The organism is Shewanella sp. FJAT-52076 (assembly GCF_019457455.1).
In the GTDB taxonomy this organism is placed as follows: domain Bacteria; phylum Pseudomonadota; class Gammaproteobacteria; order Enterobacterales; family Shewanellaceae; genus Shewanella; species Shewanella zhangzhouensis.
Genome location: NZ_CP080415.1, coordinates 2,237,659 through 2,254,167, shown reverse-complemented (window position 1 = coordinate 2,254,167; position 16,509 = coordinate 2,237,659). Strand labels below are relative to the sequence as shown.

The window sequence follows — 16,509 nt, the reverse complement described above, 5'->3', positions numbered from 1 at the left end:
GATGCTTTGGCCTTAAGGGTTTACGTTTTGTGGAGAGGAGAGCGCCTATCCCGGCGCATCTCCAAGCGCTTCTCCAAAACCCGCCTTTAATTCAAGTGTTCACAGCGACCGAATTGAGCACCGGATTTCACTTTGTTTATCAGACCATTGGGGAAGCCGGTCTTAATTGAGCTGCCGTTTTCACACACATAAACCTCTGTCATATCGACATGGTAGGAGATCATGGCGCCCGCGATACCACCGACCATTTTGCTGCCAGAGGCGCTGATGGAAAGTGGGTTATTCATGGAGGAGTTGAGTGCTTCCATCACGCCCTGTTTGGCGAAGAAGTCATCCAGTGTCATCCAGCCGAGTTCTTTGATGTAGATAGCACCAACAAAACCCGCCCAGAAGTCTCCGGCACGACCTATGATGACATCACCGTTGTCACTCATATCGAATGGGATCAAACCAGCGAATTCACCGAACATACTGTGGACCCATTCAACACCCATTTCGTCGCAGGCATTCTGGCCCCAGAGTACAAAGGGCACATCTTCACACCACTTTAAACCGCCAATGTCTGTAAAGGCCGCAGCACCGCTTTTGGTGTGGTTCCACAGCATGACATTGCCTTGCATAGTGCCCAGCGCAACTTGTTTGCCGTCATAAGATGTTGCATTTGCTTCGATGGCACCGATCTGCTCAAACAGATTGATCATCCGGCCCTCTTTAACCCATGCGACGGCTTCCCAGCCATCGAGTGAACCCAGGGCCACTTCACCATTACCTGAAATGGCATGGGCTCTTACCCAGGAATTGATGTTCCAGTCAACATCTTGGGTGTCCAGCTCATGCATGCCTGCTTTCGGCGTCCAGATGAAAGGCACCAGCTCGCCCTTGTCATACTCGTAACACATGCCATTGCCGTCGACATCCTTGTAAGCCAACCCCACAACCGTGTTACCGGCATCGTCAATGTCCCAGGCCGATGCTGCGTCGGTACCGTGTTGGGTCCCACCTCCGCAGCTGTTTCCGGTGAAGTCGCCCAGTGGCATTACGCCTTTGGAATCAGACCAGATTGCCGGGGCGCTGACGCCGTTGCGGTCCTGGTCTGCATTCACCAGAATTTTGGTGCCGTTGCGGTTCATGCGGCCTGTCTCAGCTGTGACATAATCGGGCAGCATTTCGAAACCCTTGGTCTCATTCCAGGTAAAGCCATAACCCATGATGGTACCCATGGAAGAGCGGCCATTTTTGGCAAGATCCGTCAGGAATGCGTTGACGATGGGGCGGAAGTTGATGCCGTCGTCATAGCCGTTAAAGGTGAGGTCGGCCTGCTTCGTTTTGCCGGCTTGGGCAACGATTGGGGTGAAATCACACTGATTGTCAGTGACAGGATCGCTACCCTCATTCTCGTTCCAGTATTCGGCCACCGAGATGATGGGAGTCTGCGTTGTTGGATATCCGCCAACGTGGATCTCTTCGGTGTAAAGCACATAGCTTTGTCCGGGAGTCAGACCGTTGATTTTGAAATAGCCATCGGGGCCCACTTTTCCCTGAGTCAGGTAACCCGACTGAGCGGACACCGCATCCATCAGCGGATCGCTCACGTTGCGGGCAATGATATTGACGCCACTGTATTCGGTCTGGCCATCCTTGAGGCGCAGTTTGCCTTCAATTGCGCCAAAGCCGGTTTTGTAGGTATCGGTTGGATAGAGATTGGAAATCGACACCCTGTCATCCAGCACATTGACCGTGCTTTGGGCTGTTCCGCCAGCGCCGTTATGGCTGATAAAGGGGAACATGGTTTCAATGATCTCGGGATCTGCAGTATTGGTTGGGCCATACCAGTCCGGCCAGTTATAGGCGTGTATCGGCTCTACACCGCAACCGGCAACGCCGGGGTAGAGTGGCTCAAAGGTGTTGCTGAGGTAACCCAATTGACCATTTGTTTGGGAGTGTGACAGGTTAATCGCATGGCCAAATTCATGGGTAAAGACCCCTGCAACCTGGTTGCCTTCGGTATCGTTAACGTAGACGTTCCAACCGTTAAGTACGGCGGTGGCTTCGATAATCACATTGTTTTCATCAGCAATTTCAGGGAAAGCGATACCCAGTACCGCTGTTTTCGGTACGCCGAAAAAGTCTTCGAGGATACTGCCGTCTGTGTCATACAGTACCCAGAAGCCATAACCATTTTGCTTGGTGTAGATTTCAGCGGCGTTTGCACCTGTCACATCGGCGATGCCGGTTTTTTCCTGAATGGTGCCGGCAATATCAGCCCGGAACGTGGAGGTTTCTACATTGTTCCACTGATCAAAGGCAAATTGGGTAATCTCTCTGGCACGATCGATAGACAAAAACACACTGCCATCGTAATCGTAGGTAAAGGCGGCGCCACCATCGACATAAACGGGAATCGAACCTTTTGAGGTATCCCAGACATAGGGCTTGGGATTGGCGTCATCCGACGTCAACAGTGGTCCTGCGGCCAGTGCGGAGCCTGCGCTCAGCATGCCAAGCATTGCAACAGTAAATTTATTGATTTTCATTATTTCATCTTCCCATTGCTGATCCATTGCTCTGAAACCGCTTTTCCAACCAGGCTCATAAAGTCTGTCGCACTAAAGGCGCCGGTTGTTTTCAGCATGGTGTTTTCTGACTCGGACAACAGACCCTGAGCAAACTCGATGTCATTGAACACACCAAAATTATTGAATTCGTTGCTGACTTTACCGCCCTGAACCACGAATTTGCCGTTAGCCATGCCGGCCGTTGTCCGTAATCCAGTCAGCTTTGCCGCTTTGTGCATAAATACAATGACGGTTTCATTGGTATTCCAGCGGGGGAAGCCCTCTGGCGACACGGCCAGCATCTTAGTGCCGTTGGCATTGCTCCGGGGTTTGGTCAAACCAAACTGGCGAAATGTGTAGGTGGAGTTTTTCTCGTGTTGGCCTTTGGCCGCGTTATTCACCTTGATTGTGACCTCGGTGTAGGGAACGCCTTGGTCTGAAATGCCGTCTGTGACAGATTGAACCTGCCCGGACAGAATGCTTTCGGACTCACTGATGAGTTGTTTTAAATTTTGCGGTTTAAGTTTTGCTGCTTGAGCCGGCGAGCCAAGCAACACCAGCGCGGGAAGCAGCGCCAACAGGTAGGGTTTTAAGTTCATGAGTTATCCTTTTTGCTTATAACTTGGGCTTGGGTAGGGCTACTACCACCGTTCCAAGCTAGCAATTCGGATTTTTGTCAGATATCAGGGAATCCCTGATTTTTTGAGTGTTAAACGTTAGAGGGTGTGGTGTTGGTGTTTTCTGCTGTTGGCGTTAACCAATTTTGTTGGTGCATCTTGTATGTTTATTTGTGCATTTCGGATTGGCGTGTTTATAAATTAACAATATACAGTGTGTATGTTTTGTTGCATGAGTAAATATCAGCACTAAAACCTTTTGATATGCGGCAGAAAAAGCGCCGTAATGTGCAAAAAATTCAGTTTAAAGCGTTAGTTTGTGGTGAGGTCTGTGGTGGTTAAGTCCTTTTTCAGTCTCTGCTGTGTTTGAGTTTTATATAATACTATCAACGACATGTATTGTTCTTAAATTGTTTTATATTTGTTACATAGTGTATCGCATGGGGAGTCTGTGGCATAAGATAAGCACTGCAGAAAAATGGTTCTCATGAGCTGCACAGTAATACACCATACCCACAATGGGATTTGTAAAAGTGGCTAATATTCAATGGTATGGATAGCTTTGTGTTAAGCGTGTCGATGTTTCAGGGGATAAGCTTTTCTTGCAGCGCAAAACGTACCAGACCTGCAATATCAAATATTTGTAATCTCGCCATTATGTGCGCCCTGTGTGTCTCGACCGTCTTGATACTGACACTGACAGACTCGGCAATTTGTCGGGTGGAATAGCCTTCAGCTATGAGCTGAAGGATCTGTTTTTGCCTGCTGGTTAATAGCTCCAGAAGGGATGTCGCGGATTGATTGGTGGACAGTAATTGATCCAGGAGACTGATATCAATTTCTTTGCTGATGTAGCTGTTGCCCTGCAAAACGTTTCTGATGGCCGGCTCAAGTTCATCGACTGCGGCATCTTTCAAGAGGTAGCCATGTGCCCCGTGTTTCAAGCATTTGGCCACATATTCGACATTATTATGCATAGAAAGAATTAAAATCTTTACCGGTATCCCTTGGTTTGCAATCAGTTTGACAACTTCCATCCCACTTAAGCTTTTAATCGATATGTCCAATACCAGCAGCTTTGGCTTAAGTCGCTTAACCAAGGCCACAGCCTCGAGGCCATCCCCACATTCACCAATCACCTCGATTGAGTCAATGGTATGTAATAAGGTGCGTATACCGGCGCGAACCAGTTCATGATCATCTACCAATACGACGCTATTGTTACTTTTCATAAGGAAACTCAACTGAAATGGAAACACCGCCATTGGGAATGGCTTTGATATTCAAGTTACCGCTTTGGGACCTAACTCGCTCCTCAATACCCAGTAGGCCCAAGTGGCCACCCTTGCTGACTTTAGAGGAAATGTCATCGGGATCGAAGCCTACGCCGTTATCGGAAACGTCGGCCTTAATGTTGTTCCCATCCAGGTAAAGCGTTACTTCAATTTTCGTGGCATTCGCATGGCGAATGGCATTGGTGACTGACTCCTGAATTACCCGGAATAGGGTAATGGTTAGACTGGGACTCAGTTCCGGGATATCAACATCGGCATTAAAGATGATGGGATGTGCCAATGACGATGACATTTTATTTAGCTGGTGGTGAAGACCTGCAACCAAACCAACGTCGTCCAGAAGACTGGGACGTAAATCGAATGAGATTGCCCGTACCTGCTTAATCATGGATTGAATAGTCGTAATGCAGGTATCTATCAGCTCCGTGTCATTGGGGTGTTGGCGCCGGAACAGTTGCAGGCTTATCTGAGTAGCAGTGAGTGATTGGCCGAATTGATCATGAAGTTCCCGGGAAATGGATTTACGCTCTTCTTCCTTGGCATATTGCAGGCGGGTGGCCAGATTACGCATTCCTTCAAAAGCAGATTTCAAATGCTGTTCGTTTTGCCTGAGCTTTTCGATAACAGCGAGTTTCTCTTCTTTCAGCGCATTGAGGCGGCGGGTATACCTTTCCCATTTGGCCATCCGAAACCTGTGATAGCTTATCGCCACAAATGCAATGCACACCAGCAACAAGCCGATATAGGTGGTGTTACGCCACCAGGGGGGAACCACTGTGAGGTTGAGTGTCGCCGGTTGGCTCCATGCCTGGTTTACGCCTCTTCCCCGTACTTCAAGACGGTGTACCCCCGGGTCGAGTTTATAGAAATTCAAATGGTGCATGGATTTCAGCGATATCCATTCGCTCTTGGAAGACATGCGATATTGATAGCTATGACCCGTTGAGCCATAGTCCAACAGGGCAAACTCTACATTCAGCCAGCCCCCCCAGGGGACTGACATTTGGAAAGGCTCCTGAATTGCGGTGTTTAAAATTGGGCTTGGCAGGCTATCGGATAAAATCTGAGTGAATCGGACAGGGAAGTGGATCTCGGGCTCTATGTTGGACATCGCTGTAAAGAGATACACGCCATTATTGGTACCAAGCAGATTGGTCTCGCCAGCGCTTGCTCGAGAACGTTGTGAAAATCCACCCAGGCCGTTCAGTACCCTGTCTGTTGCCTTATAAAAGCGCTTTTGGTCTGCGTTATAGCCGAATAATCCGTCGCTGGTTGTAAACCAAACGTCGCCCGAGGCTCCCGGTAAAATCGATTTTATTGAGTCTGCAGCCAATCCTGCCTCTGGCGTGATACGAACTTCTGTCTCGACACCGCGCTGATGGAATTCGGCCTTGTGTAAACCGCCGCCATCGGTACCAACCCAGATATTACCCAGGTCATCCTTTGCGATGTCGGAGATGTAATAATGGTTTAATCCACTGTTATGTACCTGAAGACGCTGACAGGACATGTTGTCTTTCTGACAGAGATTCAAGCCATTTGAGCGGGTGCCCACCCAGAGATAGGGACCATCTACCAGAAGTGAGGTGATGTAATTTCCACTCAGGGAATCCTGTACTGACGGGTCGTGCTTAAAAGCCGTGAAGGTTTCGCTGTCAGGATGGTATTTGTAAAGGCCATCGCCGCCAATGCCGACCCAGACATCGCCGCTGTCATCGGGTTGCAGTACTCTGACAAATCCCTTGCCAATGGATCCCGCCTCGTTACGCTGGTAAGAAAAATGTGCTTTAACTGTGCCATTACCAAGCAGGTGCCATAAGCCCTCAGATGTACCAACCAGCAGCTCATCCGTTCCAACAGAAGCAATGCTCAACACGCCGTTAATGTTTTGGGTATACGTACTGGGGGTAAATTTATTCAGCTGTTGGGTGTCCAGATCAAGCCAGTGCAAGCCATGACTGAAGGAGCCAACCCAGGCTTTATTGCTGCCGGATGATGCGTACAGTGCTGCGACATTAGGCAAAGAGAGCGACGTGCTCTTTGCTGTGCCGTTAGCCGATTTATTTCGCTCAGTCACATCCAGCTTATAGGCCCCTCGACCCCAGGTAGCATAAAAAAGCTGCCCGGTACTGTCTTTTACAATGCTGGTAATGGTGTCTTTGGCGCTTTGGCTATCCTGGCTATGTTGATTGAGCTGATTGGTGTCAGGGTCGTAAAACTTAAGGCCTTGGCCAAAGGTGCCTAAAATCAGCTGATTGGCATCCAGATGTAATGAAATAATCATCAACTCCGACTCAGTACCCAGAACGGGCCTGATACGGCTGACGAGTAAGTTGTCCAGCGTTACTTTGAGCAATCCCTGGCGAGTGCCGACCCATAAATATTTTCCATCCTGTTCAACGATGGAAAATACGTCCTTTATCCCATCGGGCAGTTCTACACTGATGAACCCTTGGGTTTCGCCTGCCCAATATGCGAGCCCCCCCCCAATGGTGCCAATCCAAAGCCGGTTGTGGCTGTCGACATAAAGTCTGTAAATATAGTTTGAGGGCAGGGATGCTGCGTTTGTGTCTTCTTTAACGTAACGGCGCACTTTTCCGGTTGCCGGATTTAATCGGTTTAATCCAATTTGAGTCGCTACCCAAAGCTCGCCGTCAGGGCCATCAGTGACGTCATAAACACTGTCATTGGACAGTGAATTAATGTCTTCGGAATTGTGTCGGTAATTGGTAAAAGTGCGGGTGTCCGGGTTGAATCGACTGAGGCCACCACTGTTGGTGGAAATCCAGAGGCTGTTGTCCCGACTCAGATAGAGATTGCGTATATCCAACGCCGCGATGGTGCCCGGCGTATCCATATCCGGTCTGAATTTCTCCAGTTGATGGCTATCGTAAAAGAATAAGCCGTCCTGGGTTCCCAGCCACATAAATCCCTGTTGATCAAACAGGACCGCGGAAATGTTGTCTGCATCAAAGTCTAAGTTTTGTGCAATTTTTTCAGGTGCAGACCATGCGTTACCAAGGTGCAACAGCATTATATAAATGATTGTTCTTATTACCGCAGACATTATCCCCCCGCTAAATATCCCGGCAACGCTATCATCGACAGGCATGAATTACAACATACTGGCAACATGCCATGCTGTTAAAAGTTGTTTCCTTCAATCAGAGAGTTAAATATCCAAGGGCGTTGATATTCGCCTGAGGGTTCAGTAACGAATTGCTTTAGTCACACGTTTGCTGTCCGGCTGTTTTCGGCGTTTGGCTGTACTTCTAATCACGGCTAACCATGGCTGTGTGCCGTATTGCTAAGTCGCTGAAGCGTGAGGGTGGCAGTGTTATTTGCCCCATGGCGCTCTGCTCAAAAATAGATAAGATGAAACAGACACATTTGGCTGCTAATGTGATCTTATTTTCAGGGATCTTCTGTTCAAGGATTAATACATGGTTGAACATATCACCGGCATTCTGGCACTCATTGGTGTGCTTTCGTTGTTTTGCCAGTGGCTGGGGTGGAAGTTAAGACTTCCAGCCATTTTGCCTCTACTGCTCTGTGGCCTGCTGCTTGGGCCCGGGCTTGGCTTTCTCAAGCCTGATGCCATTTTTGGCGATCTTCTTTTCCCGATGATTTCTCTGGGTGTTGCCATCATCTTATTTGAAGGCGCACTGACGCTTAACTTCAAAGAAATCAGAGACTATGGTCGAATGGTAACCCACTTGGTGACCATAGGTATGGCGGTGACCTGGGTGGCTATATCCCTCGCGACCCATTACTTTATGGGTTTTGATTGGGCGCTGGCGTGGTTATTCGGTGCCCTGGTGGTGGTGACCGGCCCCACAGTGATAGTGCCCATGCTCAGGAGTGTGCGCCCCAAGTCGCAGCTTGCCAGTATCCTTCGCTGGGAAGGCATAGTGATTGACCCCATTGGCGCTGTGCTGGCGGTATTGGTATTTGAATATATCGCCGCGTCCCAAAATGCCACCGAGCACATTTTGATGTCATTCGGCTCTATCTTGGCGCTGGGCTTTGGTGTCGGAGCCGCCATGGGATATGTGGTGGGCTGGGTGCTGCGCAAAGATCTCTTACCTCATTATCTGAGAAACACCGCCGTGCTCACCGTGATGCTGGGCACCTTTGTTGGTTCGAATCTGCTGCAGGAAGAATCAGGCCTGCTCACAGTTACCGTGATGGGCATTTGGCTTGCCAATATGCGCGGCGTCGACATCGCCGATATTCTCGAGTTTAAAGAAACCCTGACGGTACTGATGATTTCGGCGCTGTTTATTCTGCTGGCGGCCAGACTGGACTCCACCGCCATGCTGGATTTAGGCTGGGGCGGCATTGGGGTGCTCGCTGTTGCCATGCTGATTGCCCGGCCACTCAGCGTGTGGCTGTCGGGCATAGGCACCAATCTCACGGCGCCGGAAAAGTGGTTTTTAAGTTGGGTGGCACCCCGGGGGATTGTAGCAGCGGCGGTGTCGTCGCTCTTTGCCATCAAGCTTGAAGAGCAGGGCGTGCCCGGCGCCGAGAAAATTGTGCCTCTGGTGTTTCTGATTATTATCGGTACTGTGGTTATTCAAAGTCTTTCAGCGGGCACCTGGGCACGTATTCTTAAAGTCAAGGCCGACTCAGCCCAGGGGCTTCTACTCTTTGGTGCGTCCAGCTTTTCCCGCGCCTTTGCCAAACTGTTGAAGAGTAAAAACATCAAGGTCACTCTTGCTGATACCAACTGGGACAATATTCGCCTGGCGCGGATGGATAATATTCCGGTGTATTTTGGCAATCCGGCATCGGAACACGCCGAAACCTATCTGGACTTAACCGGCATCGGTCGGGTGTTGGTCGTGTCTCCCTACCGGCAGTTGAATCCTTTGGTGAGCTTCCATTTTCAGGATTATTTTGGCGCGGAAAAAGTCTATGGGCTGAATAATATGGAAGGCTCCAGCGCCCGTCATCTGGCCTCAGAAGTCTATATGAAGCGCTTGTGCCTGTTTGGCGAAGGGATTTCTTACGCCAAAATCGCCAGCCAAATGGCAAAAGGTGCCATCTTGAAGAGCACCACTTTGAGGGAAAGCTTTACCCTGGTGGATTTTATGCGTCGCTACGGTGAGAGCGTGTTGCCATTGGTGTATCTGCAGGATGAAAAGCTGCGCATTATCACCGCCGGCAGCGACATCCCGGCCACCGGCATCGAGCTTATCAGTCTTATTCCTGTTGAGTCGCAGCAATACGCCAAAGAGCAGCAAGAGAAAGAAGCGCTTGAAAAGGCGCTGGCAGAGAAAGAAGAAGACGAGCGGGTTGCAGTGGCCAAGGCAATACAAGAGGAGGCAACTACCTCCGCTGAGTTAACGCCTGCCCCGGATACAGCAATAAATACAGAAAAAGATACAGAAAAAGCGAGAGACAAAGGGCTGAGTGATAATCGGGATGCCAACGGCGAAGGCAGCGCGCCTGTGAAAGCGTGACGGTCTGAATACCTTGTTTCTTGAATGCTTTGTTTTGTGGTTTCTTGGTTTTTGATTGCGTGCTGTTGTGAAGAAGTGATTGAGCTAAGTTGTGTATCGCAGCTTCTGCCCGGCAGCACGCTCAACTGTTGGTTTAAATTTCTATATGACGATGTTCCGGGTCAGATTGACAGAATCAGTTTCTTGAATCGGTCTGCTGACTGGGAGTGGCTGTATGATTTAAATAGGTAAGGCCTGGCATGAAATAGAATAGCCACGCCATCAGCCAAAAAGCTTATCAATAAATTGGGCAGGCAGTGCTGGTTTCAGCAGCGCTGATTGGGGGATGGATTAATTGCCGTTCACCTAAGCGCGTGCGGCAGTCAGAACATCCCTGGCAAGATGCAGTAAGTAAAAAAGGCGCCCTGAGGCGCCTTTTTCTATCAGGGGTTGCAGCGTTTACGCCGCTTGCTCCTGAGACTTGCTGCCAGTGGTTTGCGCCACGAGCTCGGCTGGGTCGAAGTCGTCTACGTTGATAGACTTCATACGGCCAATCTCGGCTTTCTCCAGCAGGGCGATTTCGGCATCAGACAGAATGCCCAGTGCCTTGCCTTCGGCAGCCACCTGATCCAGCCACATAAAGGGCAGACGCTTACCGGCAGCTTTGCACACCTTGTCGTACAGTGGCTCGGCAGCGAGGATGTCCTTGAAGGTCTGCTCCTGAACACCCACAGGGTTGTTGTCGCAGGCTTCCCAGAATTGACCCTGACCGAGACGCTCACGGCTGGCACAAGGGGTTTGCATGATTTTGGCAACCTTGTGGTCCAGTACATCGCTCGGACGCTTCAGTGGACGACCGAAAGGCAGCAGCAGTACGCGCAGCACACCGCCAAGACCGGCAGGGAAGTTGTCCAGCAGCTCATCCAAAGAGGCTTGCAGCTTGAACAGGGCATCTTCAACCGCCCACTGTACCAGTGGCAGATCTTCAGTCTGACGACCTTCATCCTGATAACGCTTCAACGTGGCAGAGGCCAGGTACAGCTGACTCAGCATGTCGCCAAGACGGGCAGAGATACGCTCTTTACGCTTGAGGTTACCGCCCAGGGTGGCCATAGCCAGGTCAGACAGCAACGCCAGGTTGGCACTGAAACGGTTCATGTGCTGGTAGTAGCGCTTGGTCTTGTCGCCGTATGGGGCGTTAGAGAAGCGGCTGCCGGTCAGGCCCATCCACACACTGCGGATCAGGTTGCTGATGGTAAAGCCGATGTGGCCAAAGAGGGCTGCATCGAACTTGTTCAGACCCTGACGCACGTCTTTATCGAAGGCAGAGTCCATTTCGGCCAGCACATAGGGATGGCAGCGAATGGCGCCCTGACCATAGATGATCATAGAGCGGGTCAGGATGTTGGCACCTTCCACGGTAATGGCGATAGGGGCAGCCTGATAACCACGGCCCAGGTAGTTGTTGGGGCCAAGGCACACGCCTTTACCGCCGTGGATGTCCATGGCGTCGATAACGCATTTCTGCATACGGTCTGTGAGGTGATACTTCACGATGGCAGAGATGACCGATGGCTTTTCACCCAAATCGATACCTGTGGTGGTCAGCGAGGTCACGGCGTCCATCAGATAAGCGTTACCGCCGATGCGCGCCATTGGCTCTTCAATACCTTCCAGCTTACCGATAGGCAGTTTGAACTGACGGCGGATGCGGGCATAGGCGCCGGTTGCCAGGGCTGCGGTTTTTACGCCACCGGCAGAGTTGGATGGCAGCGTAATGCCGCGGCCAACCGACAGACATTCCACCAGCATGCGCCAGCCCTGACCGGCCATTTTCGGACCGCCGATGATAAAGCTTAAGGGCACAAACACGTCTTTACCGCGGGTTGGGCCGTTTTGGAACATACAGTTGAGCGGGAAGTGACGACGACCGGTTTCCACGCCTTCCACATCAGTAGGAATAAGGGCACAGGTAATGCCGAGCTCTTCTTCGCCGCCGAGCAGACGCTCAGGGTCGCGCAGTTTGAACGCCAGACCCAACACAGTGGCGATAGGGGCCAGGGTGATGTAGCGCTTGTTCCAGGTGAGCTTCATGCCGAGCACTTCTTCACCTTTCCACATGCCTTTGCAGACAACGCCGTAGTCAGGAATAGAACCTGCGTCTGAACCGGCTTCAGGGCTGGTCAGGGCAAAGCAAGGGACTTCAAGACCCTTGGCCAGACGTGGCAGGTAGTGGTCCTGCTGCTCGGCCGTACCGTAGTGCTGCAGCAGCTCGCCGGGGCCGAGGGAGTTGGGCACGCCCACGGTGGACGCCAGCTCGCTGGAAACACCTGCAAGCTTTTGCAGTACACGGGATTGGGCGTAGGCGGAGAACTCGAGACCACCAAACTTTTTCTTGATGATCATCGCGAAGAAGCCGTTGTCTTTCAGGTACTGCCATACGTCAGCAGGCAGGTCTGCCAGCTCGTGGGATACCTGATGTTCGTTTACCATGCGGCATACTTCGTTTACCGGGCCGTCCATAAAGGCTTGCTCTTCGGCAGAGAGGCGGGCAGTGGGGTAGTTGTGCAGCTTCTTCCAGTTGGGGTTACCGGCGAACAGATCGGCTTCCCACCAGGTAGTACCGGCGTCAATGGCTTCTTTTTCAGTGGAAGACATTTCGGGCATGATGCCACGGTACACTTTCAGCAGCGGGCGGGTGATCAGGCTTTGACGAATACTGCTGATATTCAGAGGCAGGGCGATAACCAAAAAGATGATGCCGCCCCAAAGGCCAACAACATCCAAGGTCCATCCCGCGGTCAACATAATGGCGGCTGCAGCCGTAGCGGTCAGCAAGGACACCCGCAAATAAGCGCAGGCACCAAGCACCACAAGCAGCGCGATACTCCAAAGTAGGGTAGTCACTCTCGTTCTCCTTTATTCATAACCCTTCTCCAGGCGGGTCATATAAGCGATCCTGATCACAAGTATAGTGTGTGGTCAGACCTGTGTCGCATTAAAAAGTAAATCCAACCGTGAGCGAACACAAGCATTTTTCAAACAAATGTTTAAATTTTTTCGCGCCCTGCGGCATTCCCATCAACAAAGGGCAAAGTTACAATAAGTTAGTTGTTGTATTTGTGACCTTCAGGTGCCTTGATTATGTGTGAATTATTGGCGATGAGCGCCAACGTGCCCACCGACATTGTGTTCAGTTTTACCGGGCTGGCTGAGCGTGGTGGGGTAACCGGCCCCCATGTGGATGGCTGGGGCATTACCTTTTATGAAGGCAAGGGCAGTCGCACCTTTAAAGATGCCTGCCCGTCGAGCGAATCACACATTGCCCGCTTGATTAAGTCATACCCGATTAAAAGCGAAACCGTGATAAGCCACATCCGCCAGGCCAACCGTGGCTGTGTGGCGCTGGAAAATACCCACCCCTTTGACAGGGAACTCTGGGGCCTGAACTGGACTTATGCCCATAACGGCCAGTTGAGTGACTATAAGGACAAGTTTGCGGTGCGCCGTTTCCGCCCAGTGGGAGACACCGACAGTGAACTGGCGTTTTGCTGGATTTTGGAAAAGCTGGTGGCCCGCTTTGGCGATGAGCGCCCCGAAGACATGTTGCCTGTGTTCGCCTACGTGGCGGAGCTTGCCGAAGAGGTCCGCTCCCTTGGGGTGTTTAATATGATCCTTTCGGAAGGCAACTACCTGATGAGCTTTTGCAGTAATAACTTAAGCCACATCACCCGCCGCGCGCCCTTTGGCAAGGCCAAGTTGATTGATACCGATGTGGTGATTGATTTTGATAAGGAAACCACACCCAATGATGTGGTTACCGTGATAGCCACCCGGCCATTAACCGACAACGAGGCCTGGAACATCATGCAGCCCGGTCAGTGGCAGCTGTTTTGTAAAGGGGAAGTAGTTGGTGGCGGCGCTTTTGTGGCAAACACGGATACAAGCGAATAACCCGGGAACTGCTGGCATAGCATAAAGATTAAAAAAGCCGGGCATTGCCGGCTTTTTTTGTGGCTTGTTTACCGCTTATGGATTGGCCGCCAGCGGTGCAGGCGCGGTGTCGGTAAAGCGATAACCGGTCAGCTGCACATCCAGCTGCTTGTCGCCCTTTTCAAAGTGAGTCATGCGTACCGGCAGATAGGCCAGATCCGGCGCCATCCACACTACGGTTTTGCGCTTCTTGCTGTCGCGGATCACCTCAAGGCGCAGGGTACGGTACTCGGTGCCATCGATATTCAGCACTTCCTCGCCCATGCGCTTGAATGAGTAATCATCAATCTCGTTGTCTTTCACCATGTGGTATTCAAGTGCGTCTTTGCCTTCAATCAGATCCTGACGGAACTGCAACTGCACCATCATGGTGTCGTAGAGCTTGTTTTCAAACGGCAGCTCAACATGCTCGCCCTTGTAGTTGCTGCGCACGATGGACTTGTCTTTCAAAAAGGCCACCTGCTCACTGAAATCACTGCCGGTACCTGTGCGCTGATGGATAAACACCATGGGCTCAAGACCATGGTCGGTGCGACGGAATTTACTCTTGATACTGCGCTCATCGCTTAAAAACAGCAGGCTCAGCTCGCTGGTAAAATTGTATTGGTAGTAATTTCCTTCGGGCGCCGGCAGGCTGAAATGAGCCTTGCCCAGGCCAATATCGCCGTACAGCACCTTGTAGTCGGCTTCAAAGGGCGTCAGTGAGTTTTGGGCAAAGGCGCTAATACTTAAAGCACTGGCACTCAGCAGTGGCAGGGCGAGGGATAACAAAAACTTGCGCATACAGCTCCTTGGCGTCAGTAAGGCAGACTCAATACCAGGGTGGCCATGTCGGGCCGCCACTCATATTCAGACAAGTTGATTTTGCCTTGGTTCACGATAACCCCCTCAAGACGCAGGCTTTCCTGTTGTTGCCGAAAGGGCTCAGTGTCTTTGGGAAAAGAAATTTTTCCCTGGCTGTTTATCACCCTGTGCCAGGGCAGTGCCAGGCTGTCCGGTGCCAGCTTAAGGGCCCGTGATACATAGCGGGCGCGGCCGGGCAACCCGGCAAGGTCGGCCACTTTGCCATAGCTGAGCACCTTGCCCTCGGGAATGAGGGTCACTATATGCCAGATCCGGCTTGGACTCAGGCTGGACATCCGTTCACCTTCCAAAAGCATTTCATGCACCTATACTAAATTGCCTTGTCGGCAGCAGCCAGCCTTTTAAGCCGCAACGGCAGCAACAGCTTAACTTCCAACCCGCCAAGCTCACTGCGTCCGGCCGAGACATCGCCGCCGAGCAGGCGCACACACTCCCGCACTATGGCAAGCCCCAGTCCAAATCCGCCCTGACTGGCATGGCGGGCCTCATCAAAGCGGGTAAAGGGATGGAACAGGGTCTCGAGCTTGGTGTCATCGATACCCGGGCCATTGTCCGCCACCGTGATATTGAGCCAGTTATCATCGCAGTGGCTGCTTATCTGAATATGACAATCAGTTCCCGCATATTTAAGGCTGTTGCGCACCAGGTTTTCCAGCGCCCGCTGCAGCAGACTTTGGTCGGTTTCAAGCTCGATATGCTTGCAGGCGGCCAAATCCTGCCATTCGATATGTTGGCGTGGCGCAGCTTCAAAACGGCAATCCCCCAGAAGTGACTGCGCCAGCTCGTGCAGATTAAAGGGCGCGCAGCGGGCGGCCTGATAACCACTGGCGAGGCGGCTGTATCCCAAAAGTGTGTCTATCAAGCGGCTGAGTTCGCTGTTTTCGGCGTGGATCCGCTTAAGGTAAGGCGAGGACTCTGCCAGATCGCCCTCCAGCAAATCGGCTGCCAGCTTTTGCCGCGCAAGCGGGGTGCGCAGCTCATGGGACACGTCGCGAATAAGGCGCTCCTGGGTGGTGAGGGTGCGCTCAATCACATCCGCCATTTCATCAAAGTCGTGGCCGAGCTGATAAAACTCAGGTTCAGCTGCCGAAAAGTGCTCGCCGATCCGGGTGCTGAGCTTTCCGCTTGCCAGGGCGCGGGTGCCCTGTTGCAACGTCGCCAGCGGTTTGATGAGGTAATGCCCCAGCAGGCGACTGAACAGCCACAGCACAAATAATCCCACGGTTAAGCGGATCGCCCACAGGCTGTAACTGAGATCCTTGGCTGGGTGCAAATTCGCATTGAGCTGCACCGCCAAAAGCAGAGGGCCGCTATTATCGAAAGTGGCATAAATCGGCAGGCCAATAATGGGCTTTTGTACCCGATCCCCCAGCGCCTGATCCGGCCCCAGCATAAACCCCAGTTTGAATTCAAAGTGCGGATGAACAGGGCGGCCGCTCACGCCTTCAAGGCGGCTGTTAATCACATGCAAACTGAACGACTGCGCCGCCTCCCACTCGGCCAGCGCCTGAGGAGAGCCGCGTTTCACCATGGCTTCGGCCTCCCGGGCCAACACCGACAGCTGCGCCTTGGTTTCCTTTGGCAGCACCAACAGCTGATGCAGCACCATGGCTTCAATCAGACTGGCCAATAACAAAATCACCAACAGCGAGGAGCCGAAATAGCCAAACAGGCGCCATTGCAGGCGGGCAAAGGGGTGATGGCGGGACAATTTCATGACAATCGCACAGACTCATAAATA

The 16,509-nt window shown here is 51.7% G+C and carries 10 protein-coding genes; 2 read left to right on the top strand and 8 right to left on the bottom strand.

Annotated elements, in window-relative coordinates; all coding sequences use genetic code 11:
* Window positions 1–86: 86 nt before the first annotated feature.
* From K0H79_RS09700 to K0H79_RS09685, 4 genes are all read right to left on the bottom strand, one after another.
* Window positions 87–2,534 carry a hypothetical protein gene (locus K0H79_RS09700; RefSeq protein WP_220075644.1) on the bottom strand — a complete coding sequence of 816 codons (2,448 nt, stop codon included), beginning with the start codon at window positions 2,532–2,534 and terminating at the stop codon, window positions 87–89.
* A complete protein-coding gene (locus K0H79_RS09695; protein ID WP_220075643.1) occupies window positions 2,534–3,154 on the bottom strand; it encodes a hypothetical protein in 621 nt (206 codons plus the stop codon). Before K0H79_RS09695 ends, K0H79_RS09700 begins: the two co-directional genes overlap by 1 nt.
* A 602-nt stretch (window positions 3,155–3,756) precedes the next feature.
* Window positions 3,757–4,404: a response regulator transcription factor gene (locus K0H79_RS09690; protein ID WP_220075642.1), complete on the bottom strand. Its 648-nt coding sequence runs from the start codon at window positions 4,402–4,404 to the stop codon at window positions 3,757–3,759.
* Entirely contained in the window at window positions 4,394–7,579 is a 3,186-nt protein-coding gene (locus K0H79_RS09685) for a two-component regulator propeller domain-containing protein (RefSeq protein ID WP_220075641.1), read from the bottom strand. Before K0H79_RS09685 ends, K0H79_RS09690 begins: the two co-directional genes overlap by 11 nt.
* A gap of 331 nt (window positions 7,580–7,910) precedes the next feature.
* Between K0H79_RS09685 and K0H79_RS09680 the strand changes: the two genes are divergently transcribed.
* Window positions 7,911–9,932: a sodium:proton antiporter gene (locus K0H79_RS09680; protein ID WP_258405365.1), complete on the top strand. Its 2,022-nt coding sequence runs from the start codon at window positions 7,911–7,913 to the stop codon at window positions 9,930–9,932.
* 438 nt (window positions 9,933–10,370) lie between these two features.
* Here the strand turns inward: K0H79_RS09680 and fadE are convergent, their stop codons facing one another.
* Entirely contained in the window at window positions 10,371–12,818 is a 2,448-nt protein-coding gene (gene fadE / locus K0H79_RS09675; RefSeq protein ID WP_220064629.1) for an acyl-CoA dehydrogenase FadE, read from the bottom strand.
* Window positions 12,819–13,055: 237 nt separating this feature from the next.
* Here fadE and K0H79_RS09670 point away from each other — a divergent pair, with 237 nt between their 5' ends.
* Complete coding sequence (locus K0H79_RS09670) at window positions 13,056–13,865, top strand: class II glutamine amidotransferase (RefSeq protein WP_220075640.1); 810 nt, start codon at window positions 13,056–13,058, stop codon at window positions 13,863–13,865.
* 75 nt (window positions 13,866–13,940) lie between these two features.
* On the opposite strand, the gene K0H79_RS09665 is transcribed toward K0H79_RS09670, so the two are convergent.
* From K0H79_RS09665 to K0H79_RS09655, 3 genes are read right to left on the bottom strand one after another with little or no spacing between them, the layout of a single operon-like run.
* Window positions 13,941–14,687, bottom strand: a complete 747-nt coding sequence (locus K0H79_RS09665) for a DUF3108 domain-containing protein (protein ID WP_220075639.1) — start codon at window positions 14,685–14,687, stop codon at window positions 13,941–13,943.
* 14 nt (window positions 14,688–14,701) lie between these two features.
* The gene (locus K0H79_RS09660) at window positions 14,702–15,043 is read right to left on the bottom strand and encodes an MGMT family protein (RefSeq protein WP_220075638.1); all 342 of its coding nucleotides are present in this window, start codon (window positions 15,041–15,043) and stop codon (window positions 14,702–14,704) included.
* 35 nt (window positions 15,044–15,078) lie between these two features.
* Window positions 15,079–16,485: an ATP-binding protein gene (locus K0H79_RS09655; RefSeq protein ID WP_220075637.1), complete on the bottom strand. Its 1,407-nt coding sequence runs from the start codon at window positions 16,483–16,485 to the stop codon at window positions 15,079–15,081.
* Window positions 16,486–16,509 lie beyond the last annotated feature (24 nt).

Excerpts from the sequence above, each read along its gene's own strand:
- K0H79_RS09655 (WP_220075637.1), bottom strand. The coding sequence starts at position 16,485 with ATGAAATTGTCCCGCCATCACCCCTTTGCCCGCCTGCAATGGCGCCTG.
- K0H79_RS09660 (WP_220075638.1), bottom strand. The coding sequence starts at position 15,043 with ATGTCCAGCCTGAGTCCAAGCCGGATCTGGCATATAGTGACCCTCATT.
- K0H79_RS09695 (WP_220075643.1), bottom strand. The coding sequence starts at position 3,154 with ATGAACTTAAAACCCTACCTGTTGGCGCTGCTTCCCGCGCTGGTGTTG.
- K0H79_RS09690 (WP_220075642.1), bottom strand. The coding sequence starts at position 4,404 with ATGAAAAGTAACAATAGCGTCGTATTGGTAGATGATCATGAACTGGTT.
- K0H79_RS09685 (WP_220075641.1), bottom strand. The coding sequence starts at position 7,579 with ATGCCTGTCGATGATAGCGTTGCCGGGATATTTAGCGGGGGGATAATG.
- K0H79_RS09665 (WP_220075639.1), bottom strand. The coding sequence starts at position 14,687 with ATGCGCAAGTTTTTGTTATCCCTCGCCCTGCCACTGCTGAGTGCCAGT.
- K0H79_RS09680 (WP_258405365.1), top strand. The coding sequence starts at position 7,911 with ATGGTTGAACATATCACCGGCATTCTGGCACTCATTGGTGTGCTTTCG.
- K0H79_RS09670 (WP_220075640.1), top strand. The coding sequence starts at position 13,056 with ATGTGTGAATTATTGGCGATGAGCGCCAACGTGCCCACCGACATTGTG.
- K0H79_RS09700 (WP_220075644.1), bottom strand. The coding sequence starts at position 2,534 with ATGAAAATCAATAAATTTACTGTTGCAATGCTTGGCATGCTGAGCGCA.